This is a genomic window from Streptomyces achromogenes (assembly GCF_030816715.1).
GTDB classification, from domain to species: Bacteria; Actinomycetota; Actinomycetes; order Streptomycetales; family Streptomycetaceae; genus Streptomyces; species Streptomyces achromogenes_A.
Genome location: NZ_JAUSYH010000001.1, coordinates 6595244 through 6614815 on the forward strand (window position 1 = coordinate 6595244; position 19572 = coordinate 6614815).

At 69.9% G+C, this 19572-nt stretch carries 13 protein-coding genes; 9 read left to right on the forward strand and 4 right to left on the reverse strand.

From position 1 onward, the window contains the following. The first annotated feature begins 2 nt into the window (after positions 1-2). Positions 3-1658 (forward strand): N-6 DNA methylase, encoded by a 1656-nt coding sequence (locus QF032_RS29575; protein WP_307058120.1) that lies wholly within the window; start codon positions 3-5, stop codon positions 1656-1658. 10 nt (positions 1659-1668) lie between these two features. Here QF032_RS29575 and QF032_RS29580 read toward each other — a convergent pair whose 3' ends face one another. From QF032_RS29580 to QF032_RS29590, 3 genes are read right to left on the reverse strand one after another with little or no spacing between them, the layout of a single operon-like run. After that, the gene (locus tag QF032_RS29580) at positions 1669-3804 is read right to left on the reverse strand and encodes a UvrD-helicase domain-containing protein (protein WP_307058122.1); all 2136 of its coding nucleotides are present in this window, start codon (positions 3802-3804) and stop codon (positions 1669-1671) included. Then, complete coding sequence (locus QF032_RS29585) at positions 3804-5045, reverse strand: McrC family protein (protein ID WP_307058124.1); 1242 nt, start codon at positions 5043-5045, stop codon at positions 3804-3806. Before QF032_RS29585 ends, QF032_RS29580 begins: the two co-directional genes overlap by 1 nt. Next, a complete protein-coding gene (locus QF032_RS29590) occupies positions 5042-6823 on the reverse strand; it encodes an AAA family ATPase (RefSeq protein WP_307058126.1) in 1782 nt (593 codons plus the stop codon). The genes QF032_RS29585 and QF032_RS29590 overlap by 4 nt, the downstream gene beginning before the upstream one ends. A gap of 199 nt (positions 6824-7022) precedes the next feature. Between QF032_RS29590 and QF032_RS29595 the strand changes: the two genes are divergently transcribed. The 6 genes from QF032_RS29595 (at position 7023) to QF032_RS29620 (ending at position 17814) form a co-directional block, all read left to right on the forward strand. Further along, the gene (locus QF032_RS29595; protein ID WP_307058128.1) at positions 7023-8273 is read left to right on the forward strand and encodes a sigma-70 family RNA polymerase sigma factor; all 1251 of its coding nucleotides are present in this window, start codon (positions 7023-7025) and stop codon (positions 8271-8273) included. 69 nt (positions 8274-8342) lie between these two features. Then, positions 8343-11486 (forward strand): helicase-related protein, encoded by a 3144-nt coding sequence (locus QF032_RS29600; protein ID WP_307058130.1) that lies wholly within the window; start codon positions 8343-8345, stop codon positions 11484-11486. Further along, positions 11483-13366 (forward strand): DUF1998 domain-containing protein, encoded by a 1884-nt coding sequence (gene drmB, locus QF032_RS29605; RefSeq protein ID WP_307058133.1) that lies wholly within the window; start codon positions 11483-11485, stop codon positions 13364-13366. The genes QF032_RS29600 and drmB overlap by 4 nt, the downstream gene beginning before the upstream one ends. Before the next feature lie 5 nt (positions 13367-13371). Beyond that, positions 13372-14484, forward strand: a complete 1113-nt coding sequence (locus tag QF032_RS29610; RefSeq protein ID WP_307058136.1) for a hypothetical protein — start codon at positions 13372-13374, stop codon at positions 14482-14484. Positions 14485-14530: 46 nt separating this feature from the next. Then, positions 14531-15841, forward strand: coding sequence for a hypothetical protein (locus QF032_RS29615; protein WP_307058138.1), 1311 nt, complete (start codon positions 14531-14533; stop codon positions 15839-15841). Positions 15842-16026: 185 nt separating this feature from the next. Then, positions 16027-17814 (forward strand): hypothetical protein, encoded by a 1788-nt coding sequence (locus tag QF032_RS29620; protein ID WP_307058140.1) that lies wholly within the window; start codon positions 16027-16029, stop codon positions 17812-17814. A gap of 53 nt (positions 17815-17867) precedes the next feature. Here the strand turns inward: QF032_RS29620 and QF032_RS29625 are convergent, their stop codons facing one another. Then, a complete protein-coding gene (locus QF032_RS29625) occupies positions 17868-18314 on the reverse strand; it encodes an ATP-binding protein (RefSeq protein WP_307058142.1) in 447 nt (148 codons plus the stop codon). 166 nt (positions 18315-18480) lie between these two features. Here QF032_RS29625 and QF032_RS29630 point away from each other — a divergent pair, with 166 nt between their 5' ends. Together QF032_RS29630 and QF032_RS29635 are read left to right on the forward strand one after the other, a co-directional pair. After that, positions 18481-19362: a helix-turn-helix domain-containing protein gene (locus tag QF032_RS29630; RefSeq protein ID WP_307058144.1), complete on the forward strand. Its 882-nt coding sequence runs from the start codon at positions 18481-18483 to the stop codon at positions 19360-19362. After that, positions 19359-19550 (forward strand): DUF397 domain-containing protein, encoded by a 192-nt coding sequence (locus QF032_RS29635; protein WP_307058146.1) that lies wholly within the window; start codon positions 19359-19361, stop codon positions 19548-19550. The genes QF032_RS29630 and QF032_RS29635 overlap by 4 nt, the downstream gene beginning before the upstream one ends. Positions 19551-19572 lie beyond the last annotated feature (22 nt).

Genomic DNA, 19572 nt, shown 5'->3' on the forward strand with positions numbered 1-19572 from the left:
CTATGACGGACAACGCCGCTCCATCGGTCGGCCCTCTGGTCACCGGCGCCGAGATCGCCCGGCTGGCCGGAGTCACCCGGGCCGCTGTCTCCAACTGGCGTCGGCGCTACGACGACTTCCCCGCGCCGGCCGGAGGGGCCGCGAACAGTCCGCTGTACGCGCTCACCGAGGTCCAGGAATGGCTGGACCGGCAGCGCAAGGGCCAGGAGGTGTCGCCCGAGGTCGAGTTGTGGCAGGCCATGCGGGCCGCGTACGGGGAACAGATGGTCTCGGGTCTGGCGCAGGTCGCCGCGGCCCTGACCGGGCAGACCGGACCGGGGCTGCCGGACGACGTCGCCACCCGCGTACGGGCGCTCGCCCGAACCGGATCGTCCGTCGACCTCATGAACGGACTTACTGACCGGTTTATGGACTCCGCTCGGCGGGCCGGGTCAGACCAGGTGACCCCTGAGCGCGTGGTGCGTGCCGTCCGCCACTTCGCCCCCGAACTGCTTGCCGACGCGACGGTCTTCGACCCTGCCTGCGGAATCGGGGTACTCCTCCTGTCTGTCGCCTCCGACGCCGGGACGCGTTGCTACGGCCAAGAGGTGGATGACGACAGCGCTCTCTTCGCACAGCTCCGCGCTGACCTCCTGGGCCGCTCCGGCGTGCGCGTCGTGGCAGGCGATTCACTGCGTGCGGACGTATGGCCGGACCTCAAGGCGGATCTGGTCGTCTGTGACCCTCCGGCCGGTGTGACCGAGTGGGGGCGGGAGGAGTTGCTGCTCGACTCCCGCTGGGACCTCGGTACCCCGTCCAAAGCAGAGGGCGAGCTCGCCTGGCTCCAGCACGCCTACTCCCACACCGCGCCCGGCGGCCACGTCCTTATGGTGATGCCGGCCTCGGTCGCCTACCGCAAGGCCGGCCGCCGCATCCGGTCGGAACTCGTCCGCCGGGGCATCGTGCGCCGGGTGATCGCCCTGCCGCCGGGGACGGCGACCTCGCACGCCCTGCCTGTGCACCTGTGGTGTCTCCAGCGGCCCGAGAGCACGGAAGGGGCGGACACGCACCACACCGTCAGCATGGTCGACCTGACGGAGAACCCGCCCGACGGGGATCTGGAGCCACGCCCCGACCAGATTGCCGAAGTGCCGCTGATCGAACTCCTCGACGACACCGTCGACCTGACGCCCGGGAGCCATCTCCGTTCCCGGCACCGCGACTACCCCGCTGAATACGTCGCCCTGCGCAAGGAGTTGGAGGACCAGATCCGTCGACTCGCCGCCCTTCTGCCCGAACTCGCGACGGGCGGCGGGCCGGGCTCGCTGGACGGCGCCACCACCAGCGTCGCGGATCTGGCCCGCGCCGGGCTCGTGGCGTACGAGGGTCCGGAGCCCGTCTCGGCCAGCGAGCAGCTCGACACGGACTATCTGCAGGGGTTCCTGCGCAGCTTGGCCAACGCCCGCAGGTCCACGAGCACGAGCGGGACCTACCGCTTCGACGGCAGGGGCTCACGTATCCCCCGTATGGGCATCGACGAGCAGCGTCGGTACGGCGCTGCCTTCCGTGCCCTGTCCGCGTTCGAGGAGGGCATGCGCAAGGTCGACGAGCTGAGCCGACAGCTCGCCGAGGTGGCCCGTGACGGTCTGGCCACGGGCGCCCTGGCACCGGAGGAATGAGCCGGTTCGGTCAGTCGACGGGCGGGAGAAAGGGGCTCACGGTCCCGCTCCACGTCACCTTCAGGGTTTCGCGAGCGCGTGTGCAGGCGACGAAGAGCAGACAGCGCTCTCGGAGCAGGTCGGCGTCATGCTGGAGCGGGTCCGCCTCACGCGGGGTGATCTCACGGGCGAACGGGACGGTGCCCTCGGCGACACCGAGCACCGACACCGCCCGGAACTCCAGCCCCTTCATCGCGTGCATCGTCGCCAGCCGCACGCCCTCGGCCCCTTGCGTGACCTGCCCTTTGACCCGTAGCACCGGAATCCCCGCAGCCTTCAGCTTCTCCTCGGCCGCGTCCAGGGCGAGGTTGAAGCGCGCGCACACACCGATCTCGTGCGCCGCGAAACCCTCGGCGATCAGGGCACGCACCCGCTCCACCAGCGCCTCCGTCTCCTCCTGCCGGGTGGCGTACCCCCGCACCCGGGGGCGGCCGCCGTGGAGCAGCGAGCGGTACCCGGCCAGCGAGTCCGTCCCCTCACCCTCGAGCGCGTCGACGGTGACGGGCGCGAGGAGGCGGGCCGACCAGGCCAGGATCTCTTCCGTGGAGCGGTAGTTGACGCGCAACCGGAAACTGCGACCGGACGTGGTGATGCCCAGCGAGCCCAGCGACACCCGGGAGTCGTAGATCCGCTGATGCGGGTCACCGGTGATGAACAGGTCGTCGGCGCCGGGGGAGACGGCGGCACGCAGCACGCACCACTGCGCGGGGTGCAGGTCCTGTGCCTCGTCCACGACGACATGGGCGTACGGAGCCGGCCCGTCGGCGAGGAGTTCCGCGGCACGGGCGCAGATGCCCAGGTGCGTGGTCTCGCCGCGCTCGCGCAGGAACTGCTCGAACCGCTCCACGCCCCTCCACACCTCCCGGCGGCGCGCGGCCCCGAGACCGGTGCCGCGGCCGCGGCGGCTCGCGGCGAGGTAGGCGTCGACATCCCGGAGGTTCTGGCCGAGGACGACATGCCGGTACTCCTGGGCCAGGAACCGGGCGGTGAACGGCAGATCCAGCTGCTTGACCACCTTCTCCCACAACTGCCGCTGCTCCCGGTCCCCGATCGGCTTGGGCGCGGTCGCCGAGTGGGTACGCACGACGCCGTTGGCACAGGCGTCGACCGTCGTCACATCTACCCGTGCCAGCAGCTTCTCGTCCTCGTCGAGGAGCAGGCCGAGCATCTCGCGCAGTCCGGCGGCGAGCGCGTTCGTGTACGTGGTGAGCAGGATGCGGCCGTCCTCGGAGCGGCCGAGCAGATGCTTGACCCGGTGCAGCGCGGCCACCGTCTTGCCCGTGCCGGGGCCCCCGGTGACCTGGACGGGGCCGCCGTACGACGTGCGGTAGGCGACGCGCCGCTGGGAGGGGTGCAGGAAGACGCGCCAGGCCGCGAACGGCTTCGCCAGCATCTCCTCCAACTCCCGCGGTCCGGTGACCAGCCGGATGCGAGCGGAGGTGTTGGTGATCACCGTGGCCAGGTCCTCGACCGGTTCGGCGGGCGCGTCGGCGGGGCGGCGTACGGCCACGACGTCCCGGTAGACCTCTTCCGGGCTGAAGCCCTCAGCGAGGTACTGGAGCACCTCCAGCTGATCCTCCGGCAACAGCGTGGCGAAAGCCTCCAGCTGGGCCTTGTCCACCAGCGATCGTGCGGCGCGCAGGACCTGGTCGTCGATGCCGAGATCGCGCAGCGTGCCGTCGGAGACGTCCGCGAACAGCAGCCGGGGAGCCGTGCGCGCGGCTGTCTCGTACAGCGGTGTCAGCTCGTCCAGGGCGACGGCGTTGCGCACTTCCAGGGCCCGCGTCGCGGAGTTCGCGCTGTACAGGCGCTTCGCGGCCCAGGTGTAGGCGTCGTCGTGCGGCAGGACATTGACCAGGAGGAACATGTCGCTGCCGTCGTCGGGGGCGAGGACGACACCGCGCCAGAAGTCGGTGATGCGGATGGTCCGCATCCGCGGGTCACGGGCGTTGTGGACGGACTCCAGGTGCAGCCCCTTGTCCGCGTTGAGTTCGGCCGTGCTCATGGCCTGGAACTTCGCCATGGCCTTGCGTACTCCGGCCCGGACCGGCTTCTCCAGGGCGTCGTAGCCGTCCCAGAAACTCTGGGCGAAGGCGAGCCGAGGCATCAGGTCACTTCCCTTCTTCCGGACGCCAGGTGTGCGGCGATCTCCCGGAAAGCGGTGAGGAGTTGTTCCGGTTCGCGGGAGAGATCGAGGCTGTGCTGATAAAGCCGCACGGCCGCTCCGCGCACCTCGTGGTGGCGCAAGGGCTGACGTCCGGCCGCGTACACCAGGTGCGCCTCGCGCAGACCGAGCACCGTGGCGTACGCGAGGGCCTGGTACAGGTCCGCGTTGAGGAGCCCGTCGGCCTTCTCGACCTTGTACTTGGCGTCGACGACGGCGACCGGGGTACGGCCGTCACCGGTGCGGACGACCAGGTCGGGGCGCATGCCCACCCGACCCGCGAGGTCGAGGTGATGGGGATCCTGGAGACGCGCGGTCAGACCGTGCTCCTTGAGCGCCTCGCGCAGGCCGACGGTCACGAAGTCCTCGAACAACTTGTTCATGTCGAGCAGGAAACCGTCCACGGCGAGCGGGTCGGCCCCGGGCGACCGGTGCTCCGGCGAGGTACCGCGCAGGACGGCCTCCGCGAGCCGAAGCGCGGGCTGGTAACGGGAGTTGAGTCGCGACGGCAACCATCGCGGCAGCGCCTGCCCCCGTATCAACGGCAGCGCGTCGGCCAGTCGTACCCGCTGATGAGCCAAACGCCGCCGGACAGGACCGGGAACGCCCGGCAGCCGCAGCAACCGCTCGGTGGCGGCGCGCAGGATGCGGTTCTCGGCGGTGTCGGCGGTGTACGCGTCGTAGGCGATCTCCACGGGCGGCGTACGGCCGAAGTGGCGCCGGATCTGCTCGGCCTCACGCAGCCTTCCGCGCACGACCAGCGCGGTCTCCTCGACCTCCCGGTAGCCCTGGAGGACACCCTGCCGGAGGGCCCCGTCGATCTGCCGCTCCACGGCATGCGCGAGGGCGGGCACGACATCGTCGTAGGCGCCGGTGTCCACGGTGCCCTCGCCGCTGTCGCGCCAGGCGCGGGCCGGGTCGAGGCTGAACCCGAGGAGGAAGAACAACCGGCTCACCGGGGTCTTGGGCATGATCCGTACGACCTGACCGCCGGCCGTGCGCACCGCGCCGACGCGGCTGCCCGCCCGCAGCAGCCAGTGCCCGCCACAGCCGGGGTCGGGGGTCGCGCTCTGCAGGATCCCGGAGGCGGCCAGAGCGCGCCCGGCCTCGGTGTCCAGTGCGACGGAGACGGCGGGTCCGTACTCGCGCAGCGACACCTCGGGCAGGGGCAGGGGCAGGGTCACGGACGCTGCTCGCGCAGGGCGTCGAGGCCGTAGTGGGCGGCGACGTCGAGGCCCTCGCCGTAGTGGTGCTCCTCCAGCAGCGGCAGGATCTTCGTGCGCCACGTCCGTTCGAGGCCGCCGTCGCGGTACACGCCCGGCTTCATCAGGTACGACGGTCCGATGGCGAAGTCGGCCCCGTCGATACGGGCGTTGAGGGCGTCGAGCAGCCGGGCGGGCTCCAGGTCCTTGCCCTCGCGCTTCAGCCAGCGGGCGAGCAGCCCGGCGGTCGGTTCGGTGCGCGGGGAAAGCTCCACGAACGCGAAGCGGCGCCGCATGGCCGCGTCCACGAGGGCGATCGACCGGTCGGCCGTGTTCATCGTGCCGATCACGAAGAGGTTGGGCGGCAGCGCGAAGTCGTCCCCGGAGTAGGTGAGTCGGACCGACTTCGTCCGGTACTCCAGGAGGAAGTACAGCTCGCCGAAGACCTTCGCCAGATTGGCGCGGTTGATCTCGTCGATGATCAGGAAGTGCGGGATGTGCCGGTTGCCCTCGCGGGAGGCGAGATCGGCGAGCTCCCGGAGCGGGCCGGCCGTCAGCCGAAAGGCCACCTCCCGCGTCTCGGGATCCTCCACGGGCCGGAACCCCTCGAAGAAGTCCTCATAGGCGTACGAGGGATGGAACTGCACGATCTTGACCTGTTCCGGGCCGCCGCCGAGGTACTCGGCCAGCTTCATCGCCAGGTACGTCTTGCCGGTGCCCGGAGGGCCGTAGAGCACCAACTGCCTTTCGTCGATGAGCAGTTCCCGCATTTCCTCCAGCCACGCACGGTCGTGGACGAGGAGTTCGGCGGCGAGGGCGTCGGTGATGTCCGGCAAGGTCAGTTCCCCGCTCGCCACGGGGGCCGTGTGGTCCGCCAGCCCCATGAGCTCGTCCAACGCGTCCAGAACGGCGGTCAGATCGACCACGTCGTGCTGGACGGACAGCTTCTGTTGCAGCTCCTCCGGCAGTTCCTCGTACGGGTGGCTGCCCGACCGCCAGGCGGCCGTCCGCCGCAGATTGGACAGCCCGTCCGGCGACGCGGTCTGTACGGCCTCGCCGGTGATGTGCCCGATGTGGAGGAGACCGTCGCTGATGGTGGCCACGACGTCACCGAGGCGCATCTGCGTCAGAAAGGCGTGCAACTCGTCGACCAGGCCCCGCTTCTGGTTGTACGAAGCCGCCCCCTCGTATCCGTCCTCGACGAAGCGGCGCAGCGCGCTCTTGGTCGGGTCGGTCTCCTCCATGGGCGGCAGGTGCGCGCCCGCGAGCGAGACGACGCCCTCCGCCAGCCACAACTGCCGCACCAGGTTGTGCCCGGAGACGTTGGAGCCGCGCACCAGCCATGCCTTGCGCGGGGCACGCCAGCCGGTGGAGAGATAGTCGGCGAGCGGATGGCCTTCCGCGGTGCGCCAGGACTCCGGGCCGGAGGCGTCGTAGCCGTACACCAGCGCGGCGGCGGCCGAGGAGGAGTTGCACTCGATGTCCCGGGCCGCCCTCCACCGTTGCTGGTCCTTCGGCAGGCCGGGGTCGGCAGTCACGTCGACGAGACCGCCGCTCGCGCGCAGATCCGCGCGGTTGCGGCGGGCGTGGTCGCCGAGCCCGGGCCAGGCCTCGGCGGCCACCAGGGAACCCTCCCGCAGCAGGAACTTGTGCGTGCCGTTGCCGCCGAACTCGGCCAGCAGATGCCCGCGCGCCTCACCGCCCTTGGGGAGCTTGATGTAGAACTCGGGAGTGCCGGGGAGGAGTTCGGGCTGGGACACGGGTGACCTTCCGGGATGCGCGAGGCCTGCGCCAACGCCCCCACCCTACCTGTTGACGCCGTCAAGCGACCCACCGCGAGTGTAAACAAAATTAATGATTGTGTTGACGGTGTAAACGCGTCGGTTCTACAGTGCTGGTTGTGCCCGGCCGACTCTTCGCCGGAAGTCCGGGCGCTCAAACGCTCAAGTGGGGGGCACTATGGGTGGGGAGCCGACGGCTGAGGCCAGACGGCGCACGATCGAGGCGGAGTTGCCGTCGGTCATCGAAAGACTGAAGGGCTGCGCGTCTCGTGCGGGCGTGGTCAGCCAACGGGCCTTCGTGCTGGAGGCGGACCGGCTCGGGTTGAGGACCGATGAACAGCGGCGAAGACTCTGTGGTGAGCTGGCCGCCGCAGGCGTTCACGTGAAGCCCGCGAATGGGCCCGCGCCTGTCGTCGATATTGAGGTGCCGACTGCGCCTCCGGCGGCAAAGGTGTCTGCCCCACCGACCCTCTCCGCTGAACCAGGGCTCGTCGCAACCGAGGCAGCCAGACGCCTGGCCCAGGCCCGGCGCATGCTGGCCCGCTACACCGACGCCAAAGGCACCGTCAGCAGGCTCGCCCGCGATGGAGTGGTACGACTCCACGGACTGAGCCCAGACGAAGCGCGCGAGCTGACCGCCGACTTCCCGATCACTCGACCTGGAACACTCCGCGTGCACGTCGAACCTGCGGAGCGTCGTGATGTCCGCTCCGGCGCGCCCGCACTGGCGCCGACGTTCCGGGCCGCACCGGTGAGGCCGCCGATCGGCCGGACGAATGCCCTGGTTGCTTCTTCTGCCGAGGAAGTCGGACTCGCCGACGCCGTTCGCGCCGCCCGAGCTGTACTGGAGGAAGACCGGTGGCGCCAGGACGCGGCCACAGTGGTGCTGAAGGCGGACGAGGAAGTCGGCCTCGCCCTTCTGCTCCGTGGCGGTACCGGCCCCCTCGCGCGTGCTGTTCCGGAGAGCGAGATCTCGGCGCTGCCTCGCGACAGCGAGCGACGGCGCGCTTACGAGTGCCTTGTTCTGCATAATCAGCACCTCGTGCGGAGGATCGCACAGGGCCACCGGGGACGCGGACTGGACATTGAGGACCTCGTCCAGCACGGAAGCATCGGACTGCTGAGTGCGGTCCGCGGATTCGACGCCGGCAGAGGCAACAAGTTCTCGACCTACGCGACTTCGTGTATACAACACGCCATCGTCCGGGCCATCGCCGACGAAGGCCCCCTGGTCCGGCTTCCCTCGGACCTCCGCGAAAAGGTCAGGAAGGTCGCCCAGGCCGAGCGCAAGCTCTCGGCTGAAGGTCGCGCCACGACGGTCGACAACGTGGCCTACGCCAGCGGTCTCACCTTCGCTGAAGTGGAGGAAGCGCGCAGGATCAAACAGCCCGCCGGACGGGCTGGCCGGCGACGGCCTCGCGCTCGATGACCTGACTCCGACGGAGCCCCTGCTGTCGCCCCCTTCCGACCTCCGACTCTGATCCGAAGGACCCCGCACATGGACCCGCGCCAAGAGCTGGTCGACTACCTCACCCGCCAGCTCGTCGGCCCAGTCGGCGGTGACGGCGAGGTGCTCGACGCGCCGCCGGACCGGCAGTACCTGATGGGCACGCTCTACCCGCAACAGGCCGACCGCCGACGCCGGCTCGATCTCGCCGCCGACGACCCCGAGGCGCCTGGTGCCGAGCAGGACGCCCCCGACGTGAACCCGGCCACCGATCCCGTGCCCGAGACCAACAGCTGGCTGCCCGCGTCCCTCGGCATCAGCTTCTACACCGATGCCGTGAACGTCGAGGTCAGCTGTGCCGCCGCCCGCTACGAGACGCAGCGCAACGAGCCCGGGCGCGGCCGACGCTGGCAGCGCATCCCCCTCCCGCCCGAGGCCCACACGATCGGCCCCGACCGGGAGGAGGTGCCCGTCTTCGAAGGCCGCGCCGAGATCCGGTTGACCCGCCGCTCCTACGGCGCGGGCACCCTCCTCACCGTGGCCCTGATCAACGAGAAGCATCACGATGGTGCCGACGACAAGGCGCCGGACTGGGACGACATGCTGTTCCAGTGCCGGCTCAGCGTCCGCCCCGCCGACGGCGCCGTGCTGCCGTATCCCAGTGTGCGGCTCGCCAGCCGCGATCCCGAGGAACGTGAACTGCGCCTCCAGTACCGGCATGTCGTCACCCACGCCGTCGGTCACGGCTGCGCCGTCCGCGAGGACCGCGGCGCACACGGTGGTGTCGAACTCCTCACCTGTGAAGCTCTGCCCCGAGCCGAAGTACCCACCGTCCGGGCCGGCGGCCCGCTCGACGCCCCCGCGCTCACGATCTCCCACCTGGCCGACCCAGCCGTCGGCAGGGACCAACTCCAGGACGAGCTGGCCGAGTTCGCCGCCAGCTACCACGCCTGGTACGTGGGCCAGCGCTCGGTCGAGGTGCCGGAGTGGGGACGGGAGGCAGCCGAGCGGATCCTCGCCCGCGTCCGCCAGGCCGTCACCCGCATCGAGGCCGGCGTGCGCACCTTGTGCGACCCCGACCGCCCCGAACTCCTCGACGCCTTCCGCATCGCCCAGCGCGCCATGCTGCTGCAGATGCGGCACTCCGCCCCCGACCAGGCCGGGCAGAGACGGCTCCGCTCCAATGCCGTGGCCCTCGACCCGCCCGTCGACCTCGGAGCCACCTGGCGCCCTTTCCAACTCGCCTTCTTCCTCCTCGCCCTCGACGGCGTCGCCGATCCCGGCCACCAGGACCGCGACACCACCGACCTGATCTGGTTCCCCACCGGTGGCGGCAAGACCGAGGCCTACCTGCTCCTGGCAGCCTTCACCATCGCCCTGCGTCGGATCCGCGGCGAGGGCGGCGGGACCACCGTGATCAGCCGCTACACGCTCAGCCTGCTCACCACCCAGCAGTTCCAGCGCGCCGCCACCACGATCTGCGCCCTGGAGCACCTCCGCCGCACCGAACCCGGACTCGGCCTCGGTGGTGAACCCATCACCATCGGCCTGTGGGTCGGTGACACCACCACCCCGAACAAGTTCGAGGCGGCCGAAGTCGCCTTCGACGAGCAGCGCGCGGCCAGCCACCCCGAGGACGTCTTCATCCTCGATCGCTGCCCATGGTGTGGCACCCGCATCCTGCCACCCACCTGGTCCAGCGTCCGCTCCGACTACGGAGTCCGCGCCGCGGCCGACGAGTTCGCCTTCCACTGCACCCGCGACGAGTGCGCCTTCCACGACGTCCTGCCCGTCGCCGTCGTCGACCAGCACCTCTACGAGGATCCGCCCACGTTCGTCCTCGGCACCGTCGACAAGTTCGCCCGGCTCGCCTGGGAGCCCCACTCCGGCCGCCTCTTCGGCGCGGGCACCGGCCACCGGCCCCCGTCCCTGATCATCCAGGACGAGCTGCACCTGCTCACCGGACCGCTCGGCACCACGGTCGGCCTCTACGAGGCGGCCGTCCTGGAGCTCTGCACCGACCCCGACGGCCGCCCGCCCAAGATCGTCGCCGCCACGGCTACCATCCGGCGTTCCGCCGAACAGGTCCGCGCCCTGCACCACCAGGACGTCCAGCTCTTTCCGCCGTCCGGACTCGACGCCCGCGACAGCTTCTTCGCCGTCCCCGACACCGGCAGCCCCGGCCGTCTCTACCTCGGTGTCATGGCACAGGGCCACACCGCGGGCCGCGGCGCCGTCGCCACCACCGCGGCCATGCTCCAGGGCGTTCACCAGCTCCCCGAGGAACACCGCGACGCCTACTGGACCCTGGTCGCCTACCACCACAGCCTGCGCGAGCTCGGCCGTACCGTCACCGCGGCCGGTGACGACATCCCCGCCCAGCTCCGGGGTCTTGACGAGGGCGTCGGCGTACGCGCGCTCGGCGACGGCGACGTACAGGAGCTGACCAGCAACCTGCCGCGCGCCGAGCAGCCCGTCCTCCTCGACCGCCTCGAACAGCCCTGGACGGACCCCCGGTCGGTGTCGTTCCTGCCGTGCACCAACATGCTCTCCGTCGGCGTCGACGTGAAGCGGCTCGCGTACATGCTCATGCAGGGCCAGCCCAAGACCACCGCCGAGTACATCCAGGCCACCAGCCGCGTCGGCCGTCACCGGGTGCCCGGACTCGTCGTCACCTACTTCAACGCCACACGCCCGCGCGACCGGTCCCACTACGAGACCTTCATGGACTACCACCGGGCGCTCTACCGCTACGTCGAACCCGCCAGCGTCACTCCCTGGTCACTGCCCGCCCGCCGCCGCGCCCTGCACGCCGCGCTGGTCATCCTGGTCCGCCACCGGCTCGGCCTGGCCGCCGAGAACCGGGCCGGACGCATCACCGACCACAAGGAGGAGGTGGGGCGGATCGCCGACACCCTGGCTGAGCGTGCCGCGACCGCCGAGTACGGAGCCGCGGGAGCCGACACCGTACGCGCCGATGTACGGGCCGAACTCGGCTACCTCCTGGACGACTGGTACCGGCAGGCCGGCGCCGCCGCAGCCGAGGGCAAGGATCTCTACTACCGCGGCCAGGGCAAGGGCCAGCACAACCTGCTCAAGGTGTTCGAGCAGCGCTACGGCCTGTGGGAGACCCTCAACTCGATGCGCAGCGTGGACCGCGAGTGCCAGATCACCGTGACGGGAGCAGGAAAGTGAAGCGCAAACTCCGGGTCCGTCAGGCGCAGACCGTGCTGCCGTTCGGCGTGGGCGCGGTACTCGACGTCCAGGGCGAGTCGTTCGTCGCCGCCGGAATCGAGCGGTGGCCGGACCTCAAGACCCCCGTTCCCTCCGAACGCCTCGCCACCCGCCTCGGCGTCAAGGGCTTCTACGCCGCGCCCCACACCCTCAACGACCGCTACGACAAGACCGATCGTCCCGGCGTCCCCTATGTGCGCTTCCCCGGCTGGCTGTTCTGTGGTTCCTGCCGGGCCATGGTCCGCTTTCTGCGTGAGCACGAGAAGCCGGGCGAGCCGCCCGTCTGCACGTCCTGCGCCGCGGCACCCCGGCTCACCCCGATGCGGTTCGTCCGTATCTGCCCGGACGGACACCTCGACGACGTCGACTGGTGGTACTGGGCCCACTCCAAGCTCGCGCCCGAACTACGGGACTCCTGCTCCGAGTCGAAGGACGCCTGGAAGGCGCGTCGGCTCAGCTTCCGCGTCGCCGACCGTGCCTCCGGACTCGAAGCGCTCTCGGTGCGCTGCGACGCGATCAGGGAGGGCGGCAAGCCCTGCGGCGCCGAGCGCGACCTGCTCGACGTCCTCGGTCCCCAGACCGGACGCTGCTCGGGCCGCAACCCCTGGCAGCACTGGGACGCGAGGGTTTCCTGCGGCCACCAGGTGCACAACGTGCAGCGCACCGCCGGAAACGTGTACTACCCGGTCGTCTACTCGGCCCTCGACATCCCCCAGACCGCCGAAGCCCCGCGCGCGGAGCGGAACCTGGCCGAAGCCGTCCTCGGCCACGACTACTGGCCGCTCATGCTCAAAGCGCTCGGCAAGCCCAGGGCCGACAACCTCCGCGACATGATCAAGGAGGACACCGAGGCCCCGGACAGTCTCATCGACCAGCTCGTCGCGGAGGCCACAGGTGCCCCCGCGCAGCCGTCCCCCGACCGGCAGGAGTTCGGAAAGTCCGGGAAGGTCGACCTGAGCCGCGACGAGTGGTATGCCTTCGACGCCGTGCAACTCCCGGAAGCGACAACGGAGTTCGCCATCCGCCGTGGCGGACTCGGCCTCGACGGCGAGAAGGAGGAACCCTGGGCCACCCTCGACGCGCACATCGGCGGCATCGTCCTGGCCGACCGCCTGCGTGAGGTCCGTGCCCTGACCGGCTTCCGCCGCCACTCACCGGGCGGCACCCTCGTCCCCGCCGACACCACCGGCCGTCTGCGCTGGCTCCCCGCGACCGAGGTCTACGGCGAGGGCATCGTTCTTACCCTCGACGAACAGCGCCTCAGCGCCTGGGAGAACGACCCGCGCGTGCAGGCCCACGTCCTGTGTGTTTGTACGGACCTCGACGCGTCGTTCCGCGACGAACAGCTCGCCGAGACGACCGGCAGCGAACTCTCGCCCCGCTTCCTGCTCCTGCACACCGTCGCGCACCTGCTCATCCGCCAGCTGTCCTTCGACTCCGGCTACACCACCGCCAGCCTGCGCGAACGCGTCTACGGCCGCCCCGAGTACGGCCAGCACGGACTGCTGATCTACACGGCCGCCGGTGACGCGGAAGGCACCCTCGGCGGTCTGGTCCGACAGGGCGAGGCACCGCTCTTCGCCGAGACGCTCATCCGCATGTTGGAGGCGGCCGCCTGGTGTTCCGCCGACCCGCTGTGTGCCGAGCACACCGGCCAGGGCTTTGGCAACCTCAACCGGGCCGCCTGCCATGCCTGCACGCTGCTGCCGGAGACCAGCTGCCAGACCGGCAACACCCTGCTCGACCGTGCCCTGGTCGTCGGCTCCGCCCGCGTACCCGGCTACTTCACCGACATCCTCACCGCGAGCCGCGAGTCCGCCGCCGCCATCGTCCAGGGATGACACCCATGACCACCGCGAACACCCCTGTCCTGCACCCGGACCTCACCTCCGCCCAGCGCGACTGCCTGGACGCCCTGCCGCTGACCGGCAACCACGTCGTCAGCGGCCCGCCCGGAAGCGGCAAGAGCCTGCTCGCCGCGCACCGCGCCGTCCACCTCTCGCTCACGGGCCGCCCCACCTTCCTGATCTCGCGCTCCAACCTGTTGCGCCAGCTCCTGCGCGGAACCCTCCAGGGCCTCACCGTCCCCGGCGCGCCCGTCGATGCCGCCACCGGACACACCTGGATCCATCGCCACTTCGGCCACGACGCACCGCGCGCCGAGGACGGCTGGTTCGACTGGACGGAACTCACCGGTCGAGCTGCCGCCACCCTCGGCGAGGACGATGCGGCGACCCCTCATCTCGTCATCGACGAGGGCCAGGACCTGCCGCAGGGCTTCTACCGCCTGGTACGCCTTGCCGCTGCCTCCGTCACGGTCTTCGCCGACGAGTGCCAGCGCCTCACCGAGACGAACTCCACCCTGGCCGAGATCACCGACGCCCTCGGCCGTTCCACGGCGCGGGTCGAGATCACCGGGAACCACCGGAACACCCGCGAGATCGTCTCCCTGGCGGAACACTTCCGCACGGGCGGTTCCCGCCCCGAGATCCCCCTCCGCGGCGGGGCACTGCCCGTGGTCCGCCACTATGCCGCCGTCAAGGACCTCGCCGACGACATCGCGACCATGGCCGGCCGACAGCCGCGGCAGCGCATCGGCGTGATCGTCAACCACCTGCCCACCGCCGCCGATTTGATGCGGCGCCTCGAACGGGCCGGACTCGCCCATGAGCCCCAGCTCTACAGCTCGGCGGCTTCCTCCGGCCGCTACCGCGACCTCGACCTTGCCCGCCCGGGTGTCGTACTCGTCCATCGAGCCAGCGTCAAGGGCCTTGACTTCGACACCGTCGTCATCGCCGACGCGGAGTCCGACTCCGCCGACGACCCCACGTCTGCGACCCTGCGCATGGCGTACTACGTGATGATCACCCGGGCGCGGGAGCGGCTGGTGCTGGGTTGGCAGGGAAGCCGACTGCCGCGGCATCTGGAGGGGTTGCACGGCTGGGTGCAGATGCGGTGACGACGACACCGAGGCTATGGGCATGTGGGAAGAACAAGGGGAGACGATGACTGACGACCGCAAGACGATCGTGCCGGTGTGGACGCTGGCGACCGGGGACGTCCAGGTGCCCGTACTGACCGGGGACGAGCCGATGACGTCTGAGCGTCTGGCCGAACTGCGCGGTGTGCTGGCCGTCCTGGCCGACGAGCCGATCGCCACACTTGAGGCACATCCGCTGCCCGACACCATCGACCGCGGCCGAGGCATCCCGCTCGATGCCGCTAGTCCTTTGGCACAGCACCTGTCGCAGCTCATCACGCAGACAGCACAAGGTTCTTCCGCCGCCGCCAAGGCGACAGCCTCCGGCGAAGGCCTGTATCGCATGGTGATTCCGGCGAAGGTGGTCGCCCAGGTCGCGCAGGGCGTCGTGCGTCCGATGGCGGTGAAGGGGGCGAACGGCGAGGTCTATTCGGCTCTGGTGAACTCGAAGGGGCGCATTGTCGATCAGGCGAGGCTCGTGCCGGTCGGTCAAGTGGCGGCCGCGGGTGCGGCCGGTGGGGCCGGTGCCACGGCCGGTGTCGCGGTCGCCGGCAGTGCGGCGCTCACCGTGGCCGCGCCGCTCGTGCTCATGGCCGTGGCGGTGGGCGTGAGCGCGCATGCCGACCGTCGGCGCCAGCAGGCCATCGAGCGGATCACGGAACTGCTGGAGCAGTTGCAGGACGACAATCTCAAGGCCGAGCGCCGTGACCTCGACGGCTGCCGCTTTGCCATCGACAAGGCCACCGCCATCCTGCTCGACCAGGGCAAGCTCGGGGTCTCGCTGGGACTGGACTCCGCGGCTCATGCCATCGGCAAAGCGCTGATCGACGCCGCCGACCGTCTTGCCGGATGGCAGGACGCGCTCGACGAACTGCCCGACGGCAAGGCCGTGGAGATCGCCACGCTGGCCAAGTCGTTCCCCGGCATCGACGATCACGGCGGCACGTTCCGCACGCATCTCGAAATCGCCGCCCTGGCCATCGCGCTGCACCGGCGGGTCATCGTTCTGCAGGCCGTAGAGCACGCCCAGAGCGACCCCGACAACCTGTTCGAGAACTTCACCCGCGAACTCAAGCGCGACCAACAGCGCCTCGACGAGCTGGAGTCGGGCATCGCAGGTGTCCTGGTGCGCCTGTCGGCGCTGGAGCTGGCGCGCCCGCGCGGAAGGCGGCCCGTCTTCACAAGCAGTGAAGTGGAGCACCTGATGCGCGTGGCACACCGGATTCGCCAGCTCGGTGACGGTGTCACGGCCACCAGACGTTCGACGGACGTCGCGATCGAGATCGCCCGCGACACGGACGGCTCCGTGACCGTGTTCCCCGCTCTGCCTGTCTAGGAGTAGGAGTTGGTGCGCTCCCGCTTCCTGGCTGCCGTCGCCATCCTCCGCAGTCACTGCGCGACTTCGGTCAGGATTCGAAGTCAGGACCCAACGGCTGGGGCAACCGCGCTGCCGGTGTGCAGGGGTTCCTTCTCCCTCGTCGATCAAACTGGAGGTCAGCGTTGAGACCCACTCCTTTGGTGATGCCCAGCCGCAAGCCCGTTCCTCAGGCTCCGCGATGGGGTCGGGACGGGGACGTCCGGAACGAGCCGCGTGCTGAGAATCCGCTGGTCTACCGGGCGGTGCTGCCGATCCCCGAGGACGAGCAGGAACATATGTTCGCCGGGGCTCGCGCGTGCTTCACCTCCTGGCTGGAGAGCAAGGCCCTGACGACGCAGCTCTCCTCGGGCGTCCACCGGCTCACGGACGCCTACACCCTCACCGTGACCGACTCCTACGACACCGACGGCCAGCAGACAGCGCTTCGGCTTCGGCTTCGGGAGAACAAGGAGGACAAACAGGAGGGGATCTGGCAGACGACGCTCACGTCTGCTGTCGACCGTGAGTCGAAGGCGGCGTACGTCGGTGTCGACCTGGAACACCATCCCAGCCCGGGCAGACGGCCGATCACCCCGATGCCTCCTCGGCTCGTCCGTGAGATCGTCGATCACTTCACCGTGCCGGACGGGACGATGCGGCTCTCCACGGCGCCGCACCTGATCGGCCCCGACTCGGTCGACCTGCTCATGTCCGCCCTCACAGATCCCACGCGACAGCTGCCCCTGGTCCTCGCCGCGGAGCCGTCCAACAACGATTCGGACTGGGAGAGGCTGCTGACCCGGGTCGCCAGGAACCTGGTCGGCATCGCATCGGTGTTCCGGCTGGAACAAGAAGCCGTCCCCGCCTTCCAGGGCGAGGCCGGAGACCGTCACGACGTATTCCCCGGCCAACTGCGCACCTATCTTCCGGACGTCGCCCTCGGCTCTGCCGAAGACGGTCGGCGACACCGCCTGCTGACGTACCGGCGGCTCAGCGATCCGACGTTCCGCAACGCGGATGTCCGGATCTCTACGTACCCGCGTCAGCACGCTGTCACCACACCGCAGCCGGCCCTGCTCGCGGAGCCCGCGTTTCCCGGCATCGGGGAAGTCCTCAAGGATCTGCGTGCGGCACGGTCCCAGACCGCCGAATCCCCGGGAGACGAGACCGTCGACATCCTGCGCGCCCAGCTGAGCAAGGCGAACTGGACGATCGACAAGGCACTGGAGGAGCTGGGCGAGGTCGCTAGCGCGCGGGACCTGGCAGAGCGCAGCAGCCGCGCGCTCAACGGGCAGTTGAGGGAGGCGACCGACCGCTACGAGGACGAGATTGCCGACCACGACGCCACCCAGGCGCAGTTGTCAGCCCTGCGTCACCAAGTTGCGTTCCTTCAGCAGAGACTGGTGGAGGCCGGCCGGGCTGCGGACGCCTACACGCCCCCGGTCGAAGAGCCGGCGCCGATGTCCTTCGCCGAACTCAACGAACGCGTGCACGAGCGGATGCCTCATCTCCTGCTGACCTACGACAAGGGCAAGGCGGCGGATCTCGACGACGACATGAAGAGCTCGACGTGGGCGTCAAAGGTGTGGGACGCGCTGCTGGCGCTGGACTGCTACGGGGCGAGCAACGTCGGCGAGCAGGAATTCGAGGGGACCTTCCGGGATTTCTGCGAGGCTTCCCCGCAGGGCGCGCGCACCTATCCGTTGACGCGTGTGGCCATGGTGGAGTCCGACTCCGTCCGCAACGACAAGAAGTTCCGGCAGCAGCGCATACTCCCTGTGCCGACGGAAGTCGACTCCTCCGGCAAGGTGTTCATGGAAGCCCACATAAAGATCGACAACAAGGGGAGGACCGCGCCTCGCGTCCACTTCTACGACGACACGGCAGGCGCCACGGGCAAGGTGATCGTCGGTTACGTGGGGCCGCATCTGTCAAACACCCGCACGAACTGAACGCCGTTTCGAGCGCGGGCATTTGGTCTCCATCGGGGAGGGGCGACCGCCCCTCACGGCGTTGTGAGCACCGCGCGGACGGTCTTGCCCGCGGGCGGGTAGGGGATGCAGTCCCAGCGGTCGGCGATCGCGGTGACGAGGGCGAGGCCACGACCGTTGGTGTGGAGTGCCGTGTCGGACGAGGCGGCGGTCGCGGGACGGGGCTGCGGGCCTCTGTCGCCGCGTGCATCGGTGACGTCGATGCGGAGGCGGCCGGCCGGGGCGTCGAACACGAGGGTCAGCCGGAAGCTACGACCGGGCAGGCGTCCATGGAGTACGGCGTTCGCGGCGAGCTCCGCGACGACGATCTCAGCACGCTCCGTGAGGTCGTGCGGGGCGTCCCAGGATCGTAGTTGGCTCACGCTGAGCAGCCGGGCGAGGCGAGCGCCGCGCAGGTTCGACGAGAGCAGCTGCGTGAAGGTGAGGGAGTGCGTGATGAGTTGGGGTGGGGGCTGGTTCATGGAGTCAGCGTGGCAAGAGTGTGGGGGATCTTGCGAGCCCGGCACCCCGTACGCTGAGTCAGCGTACGAGCACAAGGAGTGGACAGTACGCTCCCTGTTCCGTCACGCTGAGTCGCGATTGCGGGTGGCCTGAGAAGCCGCCTCGGTACGGAGAGAGGGGCGGCGGATGGACATGGTGGAAGGCGACGTGGCCGAGGGCGTCGAGGCGCGGGCGGTTCCGGCGGGGGAGTGGGAGCGTGAACCTCATCCGTCCGACAGTCTGCGCACGTTCGGCGCGGTCGTCCAGGCGCTGCGCGAGCACGCGGGGCTCAGCAGGGCCGAACTCGCCACGAGGGTGCGGTACTCCAAACACACCGTGGAGTCAGTGGAGTTGGGGCGTCGGATGCCGGACATCCCCTTCGTGGACCGGGCGGAGGAGGCCCTCGGGAACACCGGTGCGCTGCGGAAGGCGGCCCGGTATCTCACCCGGGGCGAGGCGGGGCTGGCGGCCTGGTTCCGGAGGTGGGCCCGGCTGGAGCGGGAGGCGGTGAGCCTGTGTACGTATGAGTGTCGGCTGGTGCCGGGGTTGTTGCAGTCGGAGGCGTATGCGCGGGCGGTGTTCGAGGGCACGATCCCGCTCCGGACGGACGGGGAACTGGAGGCGCAGCTCGCGGCCCGGATGGATCGGCAGAAGATGATGCGGGAGCGGCCGACGGTGCCGTTCAGCTTCATCGTCGAGGAGCATGTCTTCCGGCGGCGGTTCGGGGACGCTGAGGCGATGCGGGAGCTGTTCGATCACGTGCTGGAGCGGAGCGCTCCGCGGAATGTGACGCTTCAGGTGGTGCCGCTGGAGGCGGGGTTGCATGCGTGCCTGGACGGGCCGGTGCAGGTTCTGGAGACTCCTTCGGGGCAGCGGCTCGGCTACTCCGAGGGGCAGAAGAACGGGCGGCTCATCTCTGACCCGAAAGAGGTGAGTGTCCTCTGCCAGCGCTATGACACACTGCGCTCGCAGGCCCTGAGCCCGAAGGAATCCCGGGACCTGCTGGAGCGACTGCGAGGAGAGCTATGAGCAGCGGTACGAGGGAACTCGCCTGGTTCAAGTCCAGCTACAGCGGTAGCGAGGGCGACAGCTGCGTGGAGATCGCCATCGCCGAACAGGCCGTTCACGTGCGGGACTCCAAGGATGTGAGCCGCCCGGCCTTCGTGGTCGGCCGTGGGGGCTGGCGGTCGTTCGTGCGGTTCGTGGACCAGGCCTGAGCTGAGTGGTGAACGTTGGTGG